Raw genomic sequence first — 18319 nt, 5'->3', positions numbered from 1 at the left:
GGCCGGAGAACCCATGCACGGGCTCCCGATTCACACCAGGCGTGAGACCTGACTTTAAGAAAAACTGGAGACAAGAACCATGAGCATGTTTGCCCTTCGCGCGGGTGCGCTTGCGCTCGCCGTGACCATCACTTCCGCCGCCCAGGCGGCCGACGCCGATAAGCCCACACAGATCATCGTGCCGTATTCCGCTGGCGGCACTACCGATCGTATCGCCCGCATCGTCGCTAACGGATTGTCGCAGGAGCTGGGTAGCACTTTTGTTGTGGTCAACAAGCCCGGCGCGTCCGGCACGCTGGGTACAGCGGAGGTGGCCAGAGCACGTCCAGATGGCCGAACGCTGGGCATTGTCTTTGACTCTCAGGCGGTCAATCCGTTTATGTTCAAAACGCTGCCTTACGACACGTTCAAGTCGTTTGATTACGTCTCGCTGGTGGTGTCGGCGCCGCACGTATTGGTGACGAGCAAACCATACAAGTCCCTGGATGACTTACTGAAAACGGCCAAAGCCACGCCCGGCGGTGTCTCGTTCGGCTCGACCGGCCAGGGAACGTCCAATCACCTCTATCCGTTGTTGTTGGGCCGGTTGTCGGAGGCCGAGTTTCTGCCTATTCCGTACCAGGGCGGAGGCGGGTCGTTCCTGCCGGACCTGTTGACGGGGCGATACGACTATGCCTCAGGAACGCTGGGCTTCTTTCTTCCTTATGTGAAGGAAGGAAAGCTGAAGGCCCTGGCCACAGGCGGGAAGGAGCGCTCGCCCCTGATGCCGGATGTTCCAACCATTGGCGAAACCTATCCGGGTTTTGAGGCGTCTTCCTGGGTGGGGCTTATCGCGCCTGCCGGCTTGCCGAAAGAGACCGGCGATAGGCTGCGCAATGCCATTCGCAAATCGCTCAATGCCCAGCCTTTGAGAGACCAACTGCTGGCGGAGGGCTACGACATCGAAGTGACATCGTCAGATGCCTTTCTGGCTCGGGTGCGTAAAGAGTCCGAACGGTTGGGAAAAATCATCAAAGAAGAAAAGCTCGGTGAGCAGTAAACGCGTCAGTTTCAGGCAGCAAGGATGAGTCGCATGGATACCAATTCTCAATTGTTCTCGGCCGCTGGGGTGGGGGACATGATCGTCAACGCCATTGAGCGCCACTCGAGACGCCCGGCATTCGTGTGCCAGGGCAGGGCGGTGACATATCTGGAGATCGGTCAGCAGATCAGCAGAACCTTGCAGCATTTCGAGGCGCTTGGGTTACAGCCGGGCGATGCGGTCATGCAGATCACCGCGAATCGCCATGAGATGTTCATCGTGATGGCCGCCGCATTTATCGGGGGGTACGTGTCGGTGATTCCGAATTACTCCAGCAGTCTCGAGGATCACTGCTACATGCTTGCCGATAGTGGTGCCGTGCTGCTGGTGGTCGACCGTGCGCGTGCCGGACGGGGGGTGAGTATGCGTCATAGCGCTTCTCACCCGGTGCAACTCGCTTCACATGACGGCGGCAGAGAACTTCCCGATTTCTGGCAAGCCGTCGAAAAGTTCGATCCCAAGCCCTTGATCGCTCGCGACAGGCCCGACGCCAACATACGCTTGATATACACCGGTGGCACGACGGGCATGCCGAAAGGGGTCATCACATTGAGCCGCGCCCTGGCCTTCGCATCATTGCTGCATATCGCCGAGCAGAACTTCGACACCGCGACCCGTCTGCTCGTGTCGTCACCGCTGTCGCATGGTGCCGGCGCGATGGTTATCCCGGTACTGGTAAAGGGGGGCTGCGTGGTGATCCATGATGGATTCGATGTGGGCCGGGTCCTGGATGCCATCGACCAGGGCCAGGCCACGACGCTGTTTCTGGTGCCAACCATGCTCTACACCCTGATGGATGATCCCCGCCTGGCGCGCATCGATCGCAGCCGGCTAAGGCGCATCATCTACACCGCCTCGCCCATCTCGGAGACACGGCTGGCCCAGGCGATCGGCCTGTTTGGGCACATCCTGCATCAGAACTATGGGCAGACGGAGGTCCCCGGCACGATCCTGTCTTTGACGGCCGAGGATCATGTTCATCCCCGGGGCGACAAGCTCACCGCGGCGGGTAAGCCCTATGCCTGTGTTTCGGTCCAACTGACCGGCGAAGATGGCTGCAAAGTGGATCGTGGCCAAGGTATTGGCGAGTTGTGGGTGCGTGCGCCCCATGTCACCCCGGGGTACTGGAATAAGCCCGATGCCACACGCGAGTTGTTCCAGGATGGCTGGTTGCGAACAGGGGACATGGCCTATCAGGACGAGGACGGCTACTTTCACATCGTGGATAGAAAGAAAGACATGATCATTTCGGGGGGCTTCAACATCTACCCCCAGGAAGTTGAAAACGTCCTGGCGAGTCACCCCGCGGTATCCGCCGCCGCGGTGATAGGCGTGCCGCACGAAAAATGGGGTGAGTCGGTCAAGGCCATCGTTGTACTGCGGCAGCCGTTGACGGCGAGCGAGCAGGATCTGATCGCCTTCGTCAAGGAGCGCAAAGGCTCGGTCACGGCACCGAAATCGGTGAGCTTTGTCGCCGAGTTGCCCTTGACGAATCTTGGGAAAATCGACAAAAAGGCGCTGCGAGCACCTTATTGGGAGGGGCAGAAGAAGGCGGTTGGCTGAGGCGCAAGGGGCACCGCGCCGCGCCGGCGCCGCAGGTAGCCCGCTGCGGCTCCGGGGCGGCTCGGTGCGCTGCGTGGCGTCCTTGTGGGCGCAGGTCTGGCGCTTCATGCGGCCCCGGATCCGACAGGGCGTCGGGCCTGCGGCTTGCCACGGCGCGTGTCAGTCTCTTCGGCCCCGGGTTTGTCTTGGGGCGGACGGTAGTGAGGCGGCACGCTGGCCACGGTATATTGGCCCCATGAAAAAGCTAGACATCCCAGCGTTGGAAATCTTCGTCGCGGCCGTCGAGGAAAAGAGCTTGTCCAAAGCGGCCGAACGGGAAAACCTGGTGACTTCCGCAGCCAGTAAGCGGGTGGCCGAGCTCGAGCGCCATTTGGGCCGGACATTGCTGCACCGTCATGGACGAGGGGTGGAACCCACCGCAGCGGGGGCGCTGCTGTATCAGCGCGCCAAAGCCATTCTGCGCAGCGTGCAGTTGACCGAGCAGGCCATCAATGGCTATTCGCTCGACGGGCAGGCGAAGATCCGGTTGGCCTCAAATCCCTCGACCATTTTGCAGTTCTTGCCCAGTGTGATGGGCCGCTTTCTGGCGGGGCGCAGCGATGTGAGCGTGGATCTGCTCGAAGGCCACAGCTATGACATCCCGCGCATGGTGGCCGACGCCACCGTGGATATCGGTATCTATCACGCCGATCATCCCGTTCCGGGCGTGGCGTCTTTTCCTTTTCGTCGGGACCGGGTGGGTCTGGTCGTGCCCACCCATCATGCGCTGGCCAAGCGTTCAGAGCTCTATCTGGAAGAGGCGCTCGATTACGATCTTCTGGGCTATTTTCCCCGCCATTCCCTGGATCAGTTTCTAGCCTACGCAGGACAGACGCTATCGCGCCCGCCCAATGTCAAACTGCAGGTGTCCAACTTCGAGACCCGCTGCCGGATGATCCGCGAGGGCTTGGGTATCGGCGTGGTGCCCGAAGGTATTGCGCGGCATTACCTGGGGCCGATGGGGCTGGCCTTGCTCAGGCTGAAAGACGATTGGGCCGAGCGTCAGTTCTATGTCTGCGTCAGAGACACGGCGCAATTGGCGCGCCCGGTGAGCGAGTTGCTCACGGCGTTGACCGCCCCACAGGCGCAGGCAGCGTAGCGCCTTGCACCTGCGAGGCGCCGACGTTCATCGCGCGTGTCGGGCTTGCGCAGCCTGGGTGAGCACCGGCCGCAAGTAAGTCAGGAAGCGTTCGGGGTCTTCGCTCATGGGGAAGTGGCCCATGCCCTGCATGATCTGCCAGTGCGATCCGGCGATGCGCCCGGCCAGGAACGCAGTGTCTTCTGGTGTGCAAGAGTAGTCATACTCGCCGGTCAGCAGCCACAGCGGACAACGCCGGGTGTCGATCGCCGCCACCCGATCGCGGATGTCGCCGTCCGCCGTGTAGAAATGAAGGTCGCCTTTGAATACGCCAGGGCCTCCCTGCATGTAGTGCCACAAGGTTTCCCAGCGGTGGACATCGGGGCTGCCGGGGCCGACCAGACCCGATACGATTCCTGCGCAGATTTCTCCACCGTGCACATCCGGCCGGTTCAGCCATTCAAGGTCGTAGTAGGGGTCGACATGGGCGCCTGACTGTAATCCTATTGCGCCACCGAAACGGTCAGCATGCTCAAGCGCCAGATGCAGCACGATACGTCCGCCGATCGAGCAGCCCATGACCAAAGGGCGTTGTAACTGCATGGCGTCGGCAACGGCGATGATGGCCTGGGCATAGTCATGTGAGGTCAATCGGTAGTCCTCGAGGTGCCAGCCTTCAGGCGGAGACGACTTCCCATGCCAGGGCAGATCGAAGGCGATGACACGAAAGGATTCCAGGATGGCCGGGTCGTTCATGACGGCGCGATACTGGCGTGAATCTGCGCCGGCGGTATGCAGGCAGAGCAACGGCGTGCCGCTGCCCGCTTCCTCGACGTAAACCCGGTGGCTGCGCCCGGCCAGTTGCAGGTGCAGATAACGGCCGACGATGGGCTCGAAGACGGCTTGGCGGGTAGTCACAGAGTCGCTCCTTCGACGCGCGGGCAGGCGAGTACGTCCTTGAAGTACAGGAGGTTGGACATCAGCGGGTAGAGGTCGCCCTCCACGCGCAAACGGCGGAACTTCACCAGCGCCATCAGATCGTGAAAACCGGGCGGGGGCAGCGGCGTCCAGAATTGCGCCCAATCGGCGGCGGCGGCACGCAGCGCGAACTGCCAGCGCGGCATCACAAAAGGGCCCCGGCGAACTTCGTGAATGCGGCCCGCCACGATGGATATCAGATAGGGGGTGGCGCCACATTCCAACAGAAACACGGTGTTCAGGTGCCGCCCTCGCCGGACCAGCCTGTCCTGGCGGTTCACGGCATCGGCCAGACGATGAAGAATGAAGTCATGGTCATGCATGGTCCTGTCCTTATTGCCGGGGCGGGACGTCCAGGCGGTAAATACCTTCGCCGGCAGCGAGTGGATAGCGCTGGGCGACCGCCGGGTCGTGGCCCGGTACGATGTGGGCTTCGGAGTCCGCCAGGCTGTGAATACGTGCATAGCCCTCGAGCATATCGCCCATGTGGAAGATGGCGGGAAAAGGATTGTTGTCGGTGAAGTTGCGGTAGTAATGCAAGGCATCGGAAGCCAGGACGACCCAGCCGCGCCGGGTGTGCACACGGACCACCTGCAGCCCGGGGGTATGGCCGCCAATCCGGTAGAGCTCAAGTCCAGGCGCCAATTGAGCGTCGCCATCATGAAAGCGGACGCGGCCCGCATAGACCTGGCGCACCACCGATTGCACGTCGTCCACCGAAAAGAAATGGCGCATTGCGGCAAAACACATATAGCGCCCCGTGGCATATTGCATCTCGGCATCCTGCAGGTGCACGCGAGCCTTGGGGTAAGCGTCGACGTTGCCGGCATGGTCGTAGTGCAGGTGCGTCAGGATGACATCGTCGATGTCATCCTGCGCCAATCCCAGCCTGGCCAGCGCGTCGGCGGGCTCCAGACTGAAGCGACGGTGGCGCGCACGCGCCGAGCAAGCGCTGAAACCCGTATCGACCAGCACATTGCCGGCTGGACCGCGCAGCAGCCAGCAGTAGAAATCCAGCGGCATGGGCCCGTCATGGATGTCCGCGCGGGAGATAAAGTTATCGGCCGCGCGGCGCGTTACGCTGGCATAGCGTATCGCATACACCTCATAAGCCGGCCGGTCATTGGCCAGCTGCGCCACCGCCGTCACGGCTTGACCAGCTTGCATTGGCTCTCGGACAAGGGCATGAATGCCTGTTCGCCCGGCACGGTCTTGACGATTTTGTAGTAGTCCCAGTCCGCTTTGGAATCCTTGGGGGCCTTGACCTCGACGACATAGGTGTCGTGTATCAGCTTGCCGTCTTCCCGCAGATGAGCGTTACGCGCGAACGCATCGTGAATCGGCATGCTGCGCAGCGTCTTCATCACGACATCAACATTGTCCGAGCCGGACTTCTCCACGGCGCGCAGATAGTTGAGCACGGCAGAGTACTGGCCGGCCTGCAGGGCGGTGGGCATCTTTCCGGATGCCTTGAAAAAGCGCTGCGCGAAATCCCGGCTTTCTTTGTCCATGTCCCAGTAAAAAGTCTCCGCGAACGTCATGCCCTGGCCCGCTTCCAACCCGACGCCGTGCACGTCGGTGATGCTCATCAGCATCGCCACGAGCTTCTGTTTCGGAGCCAGGCCGAACTCGCGCGCCTGTTTGATTTCGTTCTGCAGATCGGCGCCCGCGCTGGCAAATGCCACCGCGTCCGCTTTGCTGGACTGCGCGGACAACAGAAAGGAGGCAAAGTCGTTGCCCGGGAAGGGGTAACGGGCCGAGCCCGCCACCGTGCCGCCGCCTTCTTTGACGAAACGCATGCCGTCGTTCTCGAGCGAATGGCCGAACGCGTAGTCGGCAGTCACGAAGAACCATTTTTTCGCGCCAGCCTCGACCAGGGGCAGCGTGCCGACCTTGGCGAGTGCATAGGTATCGTAGACCCACTGTACGTTATTGGGCGAGCAGTCCTCGCCGGTGATGCGGGTGGCTCCGGCACCGGTGACCATGGTCATGCGGCCCTTCTCCCGGGCGATGTTCATCACCGCCAACGCCACGGCGCTATTGCCGAGCTCGGTGACGACGTCCACCTTCTCGCGGTCCATCCACTCCCGTGCGCGGCCGGCCGCCACGTCGGTTTTGTTGAGGTGGTCGGCCGAAAGCATTTCCACGGGCTTGCCCAGCACCTTGCCGCCAAACTCCTCGATGGCCAGTTTGGTCGCCAACACCGATCCTGGCCCCACATTGCCCGAGTAGGCGCCCGACATGTCCGTCAGTACGCCGATGCGCACAACGCCATCGGAGATGCCGTCGGATGCCTGCGCAGCGCCTGCAATAGCGGCCGCCGCGATGGCGCTAGTGATCTTTTTCTGCATGGTTGTCTCCTTGGGATGTCTGGCTGCCCGGTCGGTTGCCGCGCTGCTCGTCGGGTCGTTGCGGCCAGTATGGGGCCGCCTCGGGTTTACAGTTGGCTCACATATTTGACTTGCATGAATTCCTGCAGTCCCTCCACGCCGCCCTCCTTGCCCAGGCCACTGTCCTTGAAACCGCCGAAAGGGGTTTCCGGCAAAGAGGCCTGGCAATGATTGATGCAGACCACGCCGCTTTCTATGCGCTCGGAGGCCATGCGCGCCGTGGCTGCGTCGCGTGTGAACGCATACGCTGCCAGCCCGAAGGGCAGACGATTGGCCAGCATGAACGCCTCGTCGGCGTCCCGGAAGGGCTGGACCAAGGCCAGCGGGCCGAAGGGTTCGGTATTCGAGGCCAGGCAATCCCGATTGGCATCGCGCAGAATGGTTGGCGCCCAGAACCAACCCGGGAGGTCCAGACGATGGCCGCCCGCCACCAGCTTTGCCCCGTGGTGCAGGGCATCCGCCACCATGGTTTCCATGGCGGCCAGGCGTCGTGGATTGGCCAAAGGCCCCATCTGGATCCCGGACTCAAGCCCGTTGCCCACGCGCCAGTCTCGTGCGCCCGCGGCCATGCGCTGCACAAAGGCCTCGTACACGCTCTCGTGAACAAACATGCGAGTGGGCGAGGTGCAGATCTGCCCGGCATTGCGTAGCTTCGCGGCCAGGATGGTATCGGCGGCGGACTGCGGGTCCGCGTCGCCAAATACCAATACCGGGGCGTGGCCCCCCAGTTCCAGCGTGGCGCGCTTGAGGCCTTTGGCCGCCATGACGGCAAGGTCGCGGCCGATGGCCGTGGAGCCGGTGAAAGTCACCATGTGTATCAAGGGCGACTCGATCAATTGCCGGGAGATGGTGCCGGGATCGCCAAAAACCATATTCAGCACGCCGCGGGGCAGGCCCGCGTCGCTGAGGGCTTGCCCGATCTCCAGGGCGATGGCGGGTGTCTCTTCCGCGGGTTTGATGACGATGGTGCAACCCGCTGCCAAAGCGCCGGCGATCTTGCGGGACGGCGTGATGGCCGGCGCATTCCAGCCCGAAAACGCCGCGACCGGGCCGATGGGTTCGGGCACTGCCATCTGCCGGATGCCGCCCACCCGGCCAGGGATCAAGCGCCCATAGGTGCGGCGCGCCTCCTCCGCTCCCCACTCGAACATCTCTGCCGCGGTGGCGACTTCTTTCTCCGATTCGGCCAGGGGCTTGCCCAGTTCGCGCGTGATCAGCCAGGCCAAGCGCGGTGTGCGCTCGCGCAGGAGCGTGGCCGCGCGGCGCAGAATGGTGGCCCGGTCCAGTGCCGCCGTCGCCCGCCAGCCCGCGAACGCGCGATGGGCGGCCTGCAATGCGTTCTCGACGTCATCGGCAGACGCCACGGGCAGCGTGCCCAGCACGGCCTGTGTGGCGGGATCAAGAACCTCGATGGCAGGGCGCTGGCCGGCAGCAATGCGTTCGCCGTCGATCAGCAATGTCAGTTCGGGGTAGTCCATCTAGTCCGCCTTCTCAATCTTGCTGGTCTTCATGACGTCGGCCCAGCGCTCCGTCTGTGTGCCGATGTGCCGGGCAAAGTCCTCGGGACTGCCGGTCATGGGGTACTGGCCCAACGTCAGCAGCGTGTCGCGCGCCTGGGGTGTGCTCATGACTTTATTGATTGCCGTGTTCAGCCGCTGTGTCACGGCAGCAGGTGTGCCGGCGGGCGCTAGCACGCCGTTCCATGGCTCGGCCGTAAAACCGGGAATGTGCGCGGCCTCGGCGACCGTGGGCAGCCCGGGCGCAAGCGAGGAAGGTTCGGCGGCGGCGATGGCCAGCGCGCGCATTTTCCCTGCCTGCACTTGCGGCAGCGCCGCTATCGCACTCAGAAACGCCATGTCCACGCGGCCCGCCACCAGATCAGCGATGGCGGCGGAATCACCCTTGTAAGGCACGTGGGTAATGTCGACCTTGGTCGCGCTCTTGAACCATTCTCCTGCCAAGTGGTTCACGGCGCCGCTACCGGCAGATGCAAACGTCAGCGCGCCGGGCTTTGCCCGTGCGCCGGCGATCAGGTCAGGTACGCTTCGATAGGGAGAGCCGGACGGCACGACCAGCAGATAGGGGTAGCTGGCCACCAGGCCGACCGGCTGGAAGTCCTTCAGAACCTGATAGTCAACGCGTTTCTTGTAGACGGGCTCGATAGAAAGGGTGCCGCTACTTCCCAGCATGAGGGTATAGCCGTCATTGGGGGCGCGCTTGACGGCCTGGACGGCCACGACGCCGTTGGCCCCGGCGCGATTCTCTACGACGACTGTCTGGCCAAGCTCGGCTTCGAGCTGGCGGGCCAGATAGCGCCCAACGGCGTCAGTAGGACCGCCAGCGGTAAAACCGATCACGAGCGTGATGGGCTTGGTCGGGTACTCGGCTGCCATGGCGCAAGGGCCGAGCGGGGCGGCAAGCAGCAGGAAGGCCAGCCTGCGGATCAAGGAGTTCATGGTTGTCTCGAAGAGAAGGGGCGGCGCGCGCCCGAAATACGTTTACGCGTAGCCGCGCTCGATCAGCTTGACCATCACCGGGTAGTATTCCTTGACATAGCCGGCCGCTCTGGTGCGCTCGAGCAGATCGTGTGTGAGCTTGGCTGCTCGGGCATCCACGTCGCCTTGGTTCGCCAGTTCCAGCGCCAGCAGTATGTCTTTGATGGCGTACTCGGTCGGGAAGGTCTTCTCGGGGAAGGATTGCGGCGCCAGCGCCTTCTGGCCTGGGTTGCGCAACACGAAGCTATCGGCCGACCCTTTGCTCAGCGCGTCCAGCAGCAAGGTGCCATCCACCCCGGCGCTGCGCCCGATGGTGACCGCTTCGGCCAAGGCGTGGACGGTCATGAACACGACCATATTGTTCATGATCTTGACCACCTGGCCATTTCCCACACCACCACAAAGCAAAACATCGCTGCCCATGCAAGACAGATAGGGCAGAACGGCCTCGTAATCCTGTTGCGTTGCGCCCACGGTGATCATCAGCGTTCCGAGCCGAGCGGCTTCGCGCATGCGCGCCACGGGGGCGTCGATAAGCAATATGTCGTGATCCCGCAGCGTCTTGGCCAGCTGCCGGGTGCGTGTGACGTCGCTGGTGCTCATGTCGACGATGATGCGCACCCGCCCGGCCGCTTCGACCAGGCCGCCCGGGCCGGTGCAAACCTGCTCCACCTGCACGATGCTGGGCAACGACAGAAAGACGATCTCCGCGCTCTGGGCGACTTCCACGATTGAGGCGCAGGGGTGCGCGCCCAAGTCGCCGATACGGGCGACGGGTTCGGGATTGATATCCGTCACGTAAACCGGATGGCCGGATTTGCGTACCAGGTTCGCGCACATGGGCTCCCCCATGACGCCCAGGCCAATGAAACCCAGCGGGGTCTTGTTCTCGCTCATTACTTCCTCCTCGGTATTGCGTTTGTTTTTCTGGTCTTGCCGAGCAGCTTACGGACGGCAGCGCCGGGCAGGTATGAAAAATTGGCAAAGCAACTATCTCCAATTCCGTTCCCCTCGGATCAAGAACGCTCGTTTTCCTTTTTATCAATCCTCGCGAGACCGGCACGCATAGAGTGAACGGCATAACAGCGCCGCATGCGTGTTGCGCCGCAATAACTGTGGAGAGATGAATGCTGTTGAACACGATCGCCGAGTATGGCGCCCAAGATGCGGTTCGCCGCCTGCCCGGCGAGGTCATCCATCACGCGAAGCGGGCATTCCTGGATTGGTTGTCGGCTTTGTATCCCGGCACCCGCACGGCCCCTTGCCGCCAGTTGCTTAACGCGCATCGCATTGAGCTAGGTGCGGGAGCGTCGAGTTTGCCTGGCTGTGGGACTACCGCGTTTGCCCCCACGGCCGCCTGGATCAACGGCAGTGTGTCGCATGCCGTCGAGTTCGACGATATCTACCGCGATGCGATCTACCATCCCGGTTGTCCGACGATCGCGGCAGCTTTGGCACTGGCTGAAGAACAGAACGCCAGCGGGTTGGCGCTGCTGCAGGCAATTGTGGTGGGCTATGAAATTTCAACCCGCATCGGGGCGGCGGTGCAGCCCGCGCATTACCGTTTCTTTCATACGACCGGAACGGTCGGTTGTTTCGGTAGCGCAGCGGCGGCTGCCGCCTTGCGCGCGCCGGGAAATGCCGAGGTGATGATGCACGCGCTGGCCACGGCCGGTACCCTGGCCAGCGGACTGCAGCAGGCGTTCCGATCGGACGCCATGAGCAAGGCCCTGCACGCCGGGCACGCCGCCGAGGTCGGCGTGCGGGCAGGGCTGGGCGCGGCCCATGGCATTACCGGCGTGGCGGACATCCTGGAGGGGGAAGTCGGCTTCGGCGCGGCTTTGGCGGGCCATCCTGACTGGTCCGTCGCCACGGCCGGGTTCGGCCAGCGCTACAACATTGCGTCGATCACGCAAAAGAACCATGGCTGTTGCGGGCATACCTTCGCGGCCATCGATGCGGCGCTGGCATTGCGAGCCGGCGGCCTGAGGTCCGATGACATCGCCACCCTGCGTGTCGATGCGTATCAAACGGCACTGGACGTCACCGGAAACTTCCATCCCGCCACGGCATTCGAGGCGAAGTTCAGTCTTCCGTACGTGGTCGCGCATGCGCTGGTGCACGGTTCCGTGCGGCTGGATGCGTTTGGCCCGGCGAGGTTGGAGGACGCGCAGGTGCGCGAACTGATGCGAAAGCTGCAGTTGGTCGCGGATCCGGACCTGAGCGCCGGGTTTCCGAAAACGCGAGCCGCGCGGCTGACCATCACCACGCGAAGCGGGGCCGTGCTGAAGCACTTTTCACCCTATCGCAAGGGAGACCCGGAGTCGCCGCTCTCGGATGCCGATCTGAACGACAAATTCGCCGAGTTGGCCGGGCCGGTCCTGGGCAGCGAGCGCACGCAGGCACTGTGCGAGGCCGTCTGGCGCATGGACGGGTTGTCCGTGCGTGCGCTGCGGCTGGCGGCGGATAGGCCCCGGGCGTGAGTGCCCTTTTTCCCGGTTTCCATGATGACTGCCACCTACATGTCTCCTCTTTCCTTTGCCCAAGCCTTGCTGTCCCCCCGCGCCGTTGCGATTGTGGGGGCCTCGGGTGATACCCGGAAGAACACCGCGCGTCCGTTGCGCTTTCTGCGCAAGCACGGTTATACGGGCGCCATCTATCCCATCAACGCGGCGCGCGCAGAGATACTCGGCGAGCGCGCCTATCCCTCATTGGAGCAGCTCCCCGGGCCGGTGGACCATGTGTTCATCATGATTCCCGGCGATGCCGTCACGGATCTGCTGCCTCAATGCGCGCGTGCAGGAGCGCGGGTGGTCACCATCTACTCGGATGGCTTCGGCGAGGCCGGCCCGCAAGGGCTGGCACGTCAGCAAGCGCTGGCGCGCCGCGCGCGGGAACTGGGCTTGCGCATCCTGGGACCCAACAGCATCGGTCTGGCCGATTTGCATTCCGGATGCATTCTGTCGGTCAACGCGGCGTTCGAGGCAGACGCCTTGTTGCCTGGCGGTCTGGCGTTGGTGTCACAAAGCGGATCCATGATGGGGTCACTGATCTCGCGGGCCGCCGCCCGTGGCTTTGGGTTCTCCAAGTCGGTCTCCGTGGGCAATGAAAGCGACATTACGGTCGGAGAGGTCGTCGACGCTTTGGTCGATGATCCCGACAGCCAGGTCATTCTGCTTTTCCTCGAGACGTTGCGGAGCGCACCGGCGATGGCCCGTGCCCTGGAGCGTGCCCGCGCCGCGGGCAAACCGGTCATCGCCTACAAACTGGGCCGTTCAGAACAGGGCGATGCCCTGGCGCAATCGCACACCGGCGCGATGGCGGGCAACGATGTGGCCGTGGACGCGTTCCTGAAGGCTCACGGGGTCATGCGGGTCCAGTACCTGGAGACGCTCTTCGAAATGGCACCGCTGGCCGCGTGCTATGCGCGCACGCCGGGCGTGGCAGGCCGCGCGGATGGGCGCGCCCGCGTGGCCGTCATCACCACCACGGGCGGCGGCGCGGCCACCGTGGTAGACAACTTGGGGCTGCACGGTATGGTGGCGGTCGCCCCGCCCGCCGATTTCGTGCGGCAGATCGCCGAGCAGGGGTTGAGCATTCGGGAGACGCCCGTTATTGACCTGACGCTGGCGGCCAGCAGTGCGCAGTACAAAATGCTTCTGGAGGCGCTCCTGCGCGCGGACTGGTGCGACGCCGTGCTCAGTGTGGTCGGATCCTCGGCGCAGTTTCATCCGGGCCTGGCCGTGCAGCCCCTTTTGGAGGCGGCCAAGCCGGCAGACAAGCCGCTGGCCGTTTTCCTGGCGCCCGAAGCGCAGGAGTCGCTGGCCTTGCTGCAGCAAGGCGGCATCGCCGCATTTCGCACCCCCGAGTCCTGCGCTGATGCGTTGTCGGTGTTTTTTTCTCCCGTTCATGCCGGGCCGCCCCTCGGTTGCGAGGTGGCCTGGCCGGCAGGGCTGCCGACGCAAGGCATGCTCAACGAGCAAGAGGCCGGCGTTTTGTTCCGCGGTCTGGGGGTACCCGTTGTCCAGGGGACATTGCTCTCGCCCGGCGGGTTGAATCATGGCTTCGCTTACCCCGTGGTCGCCAAGGTCTGCTCGCGTGAGCTTGCGCACAAAACCGAAATGGGTGCGGTCCGCGTCGGCATCGGCGATGACCAGGCCTTGGAGCGTGCCATGGCAGAGATGCTCGCCGCCGTGCGGCGGAGGGCGCCTTCTGCACAGGTCGATGGCGTGCTGGTTCAGCCCATGGAGGGCCGTCTGATCGAGGTCATGTTGGGCTATCGCCATGATCCTCAGGTTGGCCCGACGGTCCTGCTGGGCGCCGGTGGCATTGCCGCCGAGCTTGCACCCGATTATTCCCTGCGCCTGGCGCCGGTGAGTCTGGAGGAGGCGCGCACCATGATTGACGAAGTGCGCCAAACCCGCCTCGTACGTGGCTTTCGCGGCTTGCCGTTGGGCGACTGCGAGGCGCTTGCACGCGCCATCGTGGACTTTTCGCACCTGGCCTCGCTCACCGGTGTGCAGGTTGAAGAGGCAGAAATCAACCCTTTGTTTGTGCGCGCCGACGGCGTGATCGCGGTGGACGGTCTGGTCCGTCTGGCCTGATCGCGCTTAAGTACCCTTATTGGTCATTGGATAAAAGATGGACTTCAAACTCAATTCGGAACAACAGGATTTCCAAACGGCCGTGCGCCGGTTCGCTGAGCGCGAGTTGCGCGAGGGTGCCGTCGAACGCGCGCATTCCGACGATTATCCTTGGGATATCGCCAAGAAGATGGCCGGGCAAGGCCTTCTGGGAATCACTGTGGCGCAAGAGGATGGCGGAGTGGGCGGATCGCTGATGGATGCGGTGATCGCCATCGAAACGGTGGCGTCGGTTTGCCCGCGTAGCGCCGACGTGGTTCAGGCGGGAAACTTTGGCGCCATTCGCGTACTGGCCGAGTACGGCAGCCCGGTGCAGAAGCAGAAGTACCTGACCGGGTTGCTTGCGGGAGAAGGGCTTATCTCCGTGGGGATGACCGAACCCGAGGCAGGCTCGGCCGTAACGGAGCTCAAGACCAGCGCCAGCCGTGACCAGGGCGGCTGGCGGATCAACGGCAGCAAGATATTCACCACGCATGGGCCGCATGCCAGCGTCATTCTGGCCTATGTGCGGTTTGGTCCGGGCACGGGCGGCATCGGTTCGGTGCTCATCGGCACGCGAGATGCCGGCGTGAAACTCGGCAAACGCTCGGCGTTCATGTCGGGCGAGGAGTGGGTAGAAATTTTCTTCGACAACGTCTTTGTCCCGGACGATATGGTGGTGTTGGGTGAGGGCGGGTTCAAGAAACAGATTGCCGGTTTCAATGTCGAGCGGATCGGCAATACCGCCCGGTCGCTGGCTCTGGGCCGTTATGCCTATGAAGAAGCCCGCAACTGGGCGATGCAGCGCAAGCAGTTCGGCCGTCTGCTGTGCGAGTTTCAGGGTTTGCAGTGGAAGTTCGCGGACATGCGCATCAAACTGGATGCCGCCCAGTTGTTGCTTTACCGGGCGGCCATCGGGGCGGACACGGGCTTTCCCTCCGCCACCGAGACGGCGATCGCCAAGGCCTATTGCAACCAGATCGGATTCGATGTGGCCAACGATGCGCTCCAGGTCCTGGGTGGGTTGGGATATAGCCGAGAATCCCTGGTCGAGTACTGCGTGCGCCGCTGCCGCGGATGGATGATTGCCGGAGGGTCGATTGAGATCTTGAAAAACCGGATTGCCGAGGGCGTTTTCGAGCGCAGCTTTCCCCAACGGCCGCCGCGTGGATGATCGACCGTGCCGGGGTGATGCGCGGCAGGCCTCAGCCCGGGGTGGCCGTGACCTCAAGCAGACGCAGTTGTACTAAGTCGTAGAGGGGCGCGGCAGCGGGGCTGAGAACATGGTCATGACGTTTGAACAGCTCGATCTGCCGGCTGACGGCGGGCGAGGCGAGCGGAATCAGGCGCAGATCCCTGCCGTTGGCCGTATCGAACGCCCCTTGGGGCAGTATCGCAATGCCGGCGCCTCTGGCCACCAGACCCACCGCGGTGGCGAGGTGCTGCACTTCATACGCGGGAGACAAGTTCAGCTTGGCCTCGCGCATGACACTCTCGGTTTGCAGCCGCAAGCCGCTTAGCGCCCCCACCCCAATCAGTTGCTGGCCTTCGAGCTCACGCCATTGCAGCCGCCGCCGCCCGGCGAACGGGTGCTTGGCATGGCAGGCGACCACTACCGGATCCCGGTAGAGCGGTGTGCGCATCAGGTCCGAATGATCTGACGACAACACCGAGATGCCGAACTCGGCATCTCCTTCGAGAACGGCCTGGCGGATCTCCGTGGCCGATCGATCCAGAATCCGCAGGCGGTTGCGGGGGAACTGTTTTCCGTACTCGGCAATGATGTCGGACATCAAATGCGCGGTCACGGTCGGAAGGCAGCCGAAGACGACGTTTCCGTAACCGTTCAAGGCGCTGTCACGCAGCTCGTGGAGTGCCGCGGACAGGTCGCGCACGATCCGCCGAGCGCGAGGCAGAAACGCGGCGCCGGCAGGGGTCAGCGATAGGTTGCGCGTGGTGCGCGTAATGAGCAGACCGCCGACGGCATCCTCCAGTTTGGAGATGCGCCGGCTCAACGCCGTCTGTGACAAATGCAGGTGCTCCGCCGCCCGGCTGAAGCTGGCCAATTCAGCGACAGCCACAAAGGCCTGAACGCCCAGGATGTCCAGCCGCCGACGCTCGGTTTCGATACCAGTATGCATGTTATGCATAAATCATCTAGATAAATGCATTATACAGTTCGATGCAAACGGCAGATAGTTGCGGCTGAGGACATTCCCCGTACACATAACTATTCTTGCGGAAGAGACAAATGCCTATATCCCTCTCGAACACCCGGGCGCAGGCGGTATGGCCTGCCTTGCGCGCGGCCGCTGCGCTCGGCGCCGTGTTCTTGATTTCCATGGGTGCGCCTGCTGCGCAGGCTGAGAACTATCCTGATAAGCCCGTGCGGGTCGTCATTCCCTACCCGCCCGGCGGGCCGACGGATATCGCTGGCCGACTGGCGGCGTCCCAGTTGGCCAAAACGTCCGGGGGATCCTTCGTGGTGGAGAACAAGCCGGGCGCCGGAGGGATGGTCGGCGCCGCGACCGTGGCGCACGCCAAGCCCGACGGCGCGACGCTGCTGGTGAATGCGTCGGCGCATGTCATCTATCCGGCCATCTTCAAGGACGTCAGCTTTGACGTCATCGAGGATTTCACCCCCGTGACGCAACTGGTCAGCGTGCCGCTGGTGCTTCTGGTCAACCCTGCGCTGCCCGTCAAGAACGTGCAGGAGTTGATTGCCTATATCAAGGCGAATCCCGGCAAGGTGTCTTTTGCTTCCGCCGGGAATGGCGGCGCTCCGCACCTTGCCGGTGAATTGTTCAAGCAGATGGCTCACCTGGATATCCTGCACGTCCCCTACAAAGGGAGCGCTCCAGCGTTGACGGACCTGGTCGGCGGCCAGGTGCAGATCATGTTCGATTCGATGACCTCGTCGATGGCTTTCGTCAAGGCTGGAAAGTTGCGCGCGCTCGCCGTGACCACCCCGCAGCGCTCCTCGATTCTGCCGGAGTTGCCCACGATGGCGGAAGCCGGTGTCCCGGGTTACCAGCTGACCAACTGGTACGGTCTTTGGGCGCCTAAAGGGACGCCTTCGGCCATCGTCGACAAGCTGGTACAGGATCTCAACGTCTCCTTCAAGACGGCCGAGATCACCAAACAGCTGCAGGACATTGGCGCAGAACCGGTCATCAGTTCGCCTGAGGCATTTGCGGAATTCTGCGTTGCAGAAAAGAAGAAGTGGGGCGCGATCGCTGCCGAATCGGGCGCCCAACTGAATTGAGATAAAGCGGAGCAGTCATGAACTTGGATTCAAAGAGCCCTGACCACGTTGGGCGCCGTGTCGCCCTGGTGACAGGCGCCGCACAGGGGATAGGGCGCGCGATTGCCGCGCGGCTGCTGTGCGATGGCTTCATCGTCGTGGTGGCCGATTTGCGTAACGCGCAGAAAGCGGCCGAGGCGCTAGGGCCGGACGCGTGGGGAATCGACCTCGATGTGAGCGACGCCTCGCAGGTGCAAAGGATGATCGAGCAGGTGGTCGAGCGCCACGGCAGGCTCGATGCCCTCGTCAACAATGCGGGCATCTATACCTCCCTGAAGAAAAAGCCTTTCGATCAGATTCCTCTGGAGGAATGGCGACGGGTCTTCGAGGTGAACGTGGAGGGCGTATGGCATTGCTGCCGCTTCGCGGCCGTGCCCATGAAGGCCGCGGGTGTCGGCGCGATCGTCAACATCTCATCGGCCTCGGTCTCCAAGGGGAATGCGGGCTTGTTGCAGTACGTGGCCAGCAAGGGGGCGGTGCAGGCAATGACGCGCGTGCTGGCGCGCGAACTCGGCGAGTTCGGGGTGCGCGTCAACACGGTGTCACCCGGCTTCACCTTGAGCGATGGCGTCATGCAGGATGCGGATGCGGGGCGGGAACAGCAACGCCTGCAGGTGCGTGACGCGAGGGCTATTCGTGCCGATGTCGAGCCGGCGGACATTGCTGCGGCTGTCGCCTATCTCGCCCGCGAAGATGGCCGGCTGGTTACAGGACAAAACCTCACCGTCGATGGCGGCATGGTCATGAACTGAAGGGATGGAGAAGCACA

Annotated in this window: 16 protein-coding genes; 8 read left to right on the top strand and 8 right to left on the bottom strand. The window is 63.1% G+C overall.

The features are described 5' to 3' along the window. Positions 1–79 precede the first annotated feature (79 nt). The 3 genes from CAL22_RS17365 to CAL22_RS17355 all read left to right on the top strand — a co-directional run bounded on the left by CAL22_RS17365 (position 80) and on the right by CAL22_RS17355 (position 3782). Entirely contained in the window at positions 80–1039 is a 960-nt protein-coding gene (locus CAL22_RS17365; RefSeq protein ID WP_094815411.1) for a Bug family tripartite tricarboxylate transporter substrate binding protein, read from the top strand. Positions 1040–1072: 33 nt separating this feature from the next. Continuing rightward, entirely contained in the window at positions 1073–2644 is a 1572-nt protein-coding gene (locus CAL22_RS17360) for an AMP-binding protein (protein WP_167383674.1), read from the top strand. Positions 2645–2879: 235 nt separating this feature from the next. Further along, positions 2880–3782 carry a LysR family transcriptional regulator gene (locus CAL22_RS17355; protein ID WP_094815407.1) on the top strand — a complete coding sequence of 301 codons (903 nt, stop codon included), beginning with the start codon at positions 2880–2882 and terminating at the stop codon, positions 3780–3782. Positions 3783–3809: 27 nt separating this feature from the next. On the opposite strand, the gene CAL22_RS17350 is transcribed toward CAL22_RS17355, so the two are convergent. The 7 genes from CAL22_RS17350 to CAL22_RS17320 all read right to left on the bottom strand — a co-directional run bounded on the left by CAL22_RS17350 (position 3810) and on the right by CAL22_RS17320 (position 10521). Further along, positions 3810–4679: an alpha/beta fold hydrolase gene (locus tag CAL22_RS17350; protein WP_094815405.1), complete on the bottom strand. Its 870-nt coding sequence runs from the start codon at positions 4677–4679 to the stop codon at positions 3810–3812. Further along, positions 4676–5062, bottom strand: coding sequence for a hypothetical protein (locus CAL22_RS17345; RefSeq protein WP_094815403.1), 387 nt, complete (start codon positions 5060–5062; stop codon positions 4676–4678). Before CAL22_RS17345 ends, CAL22_RS17350 begins: the two co-directional genes overlap by 4 nt. 10 nt (positions 5063–5072) lie before the next feature. Further along, the gene (locus tag CAL22_RS17340; RefSeq protein ID WP_094815401.1) at positions 5073–5906 is read right to left on the bottom strand and encodes an N-acyl homoserine lactonase family protein; all 834 of its coding nucleotides are present in this window, start codon (positions 5904–5906) and stop codon (positions 5073–5075) included. Then, the gene (locus CAL22_RS17335) at positions 5885–7090 is read right to left on the bottom strand and encodes an ABC transporter substrate-binding protein (protein ID WP_094815399.1); all 1206 of its coding nucleotides are present in this window, start codon (positions 7088–7090) and stop codon (positions 5885–5887) included. Before CAL22_RS17335 ends, CAL22_RS17340 begins: the two co-directional genes overlap by 22 nt. 86 nt (positions 7091–7176) lie before the next feature. Beyond that, positions 7177–8607 carry an NAD-dependent succinate-semialdehyde dehydrogenase gene (locus CAL22_RS17330; protein ID WP_094815397.1) on the bottom strand — a complete coding sequence of 477 codons (1431 nt, stop codon included), beginning with the start codon at positions 8605–8607 and terminating at the stop codon, positions 7177–7179. Beyond that, on the bottom strand, positions 8608–9585 hold the full coding sequence (locus CAL22_RS17325; protein ID WP_094815395.1) for a Bug family tripartite tricarboxylate transporter substrate binding protein: 978 nt from the start codon (positions 9583–9585) through the stop codon (positions 8608–8610). A 42-nt stretch (positions 9586–9627) separates the two neighbouring features. Next, a complete protein-coding gene (locus CAL22_RS17320; protein WP_094815393.1) occupies positions 9628–10521 on the bottom strand; it encodes an NAD(P)-dependent oxidoreductase in 894 nt (297 codons plus the stop codon). Positions 10522–10751: 230 nt separating this feature from the next. Between CAL22_RS17320 and CAL22_RS17315 the strand changes: the two genes are divergently transcribed. From CAL22_RS17315 to CAL22_RS17305, 3 genes are read left to right on the top strand one after another with little or no spacing between them, the layout of a single operon-like run. Continuing rightward, positions 10752–12107 carry an MmgE/PrpD family protein gene (locus tag CAL22_RS17315; protein WP_094815391.1) on the top strand — a complete coding sequence of 452 codons (1356 nt, stop codon included), beginning with the start codon at positions 10752–10754 and terminating at the stop codon, positions 12105–12107. A 39-nt stretch (positions 12108–12146) separates the two neighbouring features. Continuing rightward, positions 12147–14228 (top strand): acetate--CoA ligase family protein, encoded by a 2082-nt coding sequence (locus CAL22_RS17310; RefSeq protein ID WP_244193926.1) that lies wholly within the window; start codon positions 12147–12149, stop codon positions 14226–14228. 37 nt (positions 14229–14265) lie between these two features. Next, positions 14266–15420 (top strand): acyl-CoA dehydrogenase family protein, encoded by a 1155-nt coding sequence (locus tag CAL22_RS17305; RefSeq protein ID WP_094815389.1) that lies wholly within the window; start codon positions 14266–14268, stop codon positions 15418–15420. Positions 15421–15451: 31 nt separating this feature from the next. Here the strand turns inward: CAL22_RS17305 and CAL22_RS17300 are convergent, their stop codons facing one another. After that, complete coding sequence (locus tag CAL22_RS17300) at positions 15452–16387, bottom strand: LysR family transcriptional regulator (RefSeq protein ID WP_167383673.1); 936 nt, start codon at positions 16385–16387, stop codon at positions 15452–15454. A gap of 110 nt (positions 16388–16497) precedes the next feature. Here CAL22_RS17300 and CAL22_RS17295 point away from each other — a divergent pair, with 110 nt between their 5' ends. Continuing rightward, positions 16498–17511 (top strand): Bug family tripartite tricarboxylate transporter substrate binding protein, encoded by a 1014-nt coding sequence (locus CAL22_RS17295; protein WP_094815385.1) that lies wholly within the window; start codon positions 16498–16500, stop codon positions 17509–17511. Between the two features lie 17 nt (positions 17512–17528). Further along, positions 17529–18302: an SDR family NAD(P)-dependent oxidoreductase gene (locus CAL22_RS17290; RefSeq protein ID WP_094815383.1), complete on the top strand. Its 774-nt coding sequence runs from the start codon at positions 17529–17531 to the stop codon at positions 18300–18302. Positions 18303–18319 lie beyond the last annotated feature (17 nt).

This window comes from Bordetella genomosp. 12, from assembly GCF_002261355.1.
GTDB lineage: Bacteria > Pseudomonadota > Gammaproteobacteria > Burkholderiales > Burkholderiaceae_B > Bordetella.
Note: the sequence above shows the minus strand (reverse complement) of the source record. Positions and strands in the feature narration are given on the sequence as shown.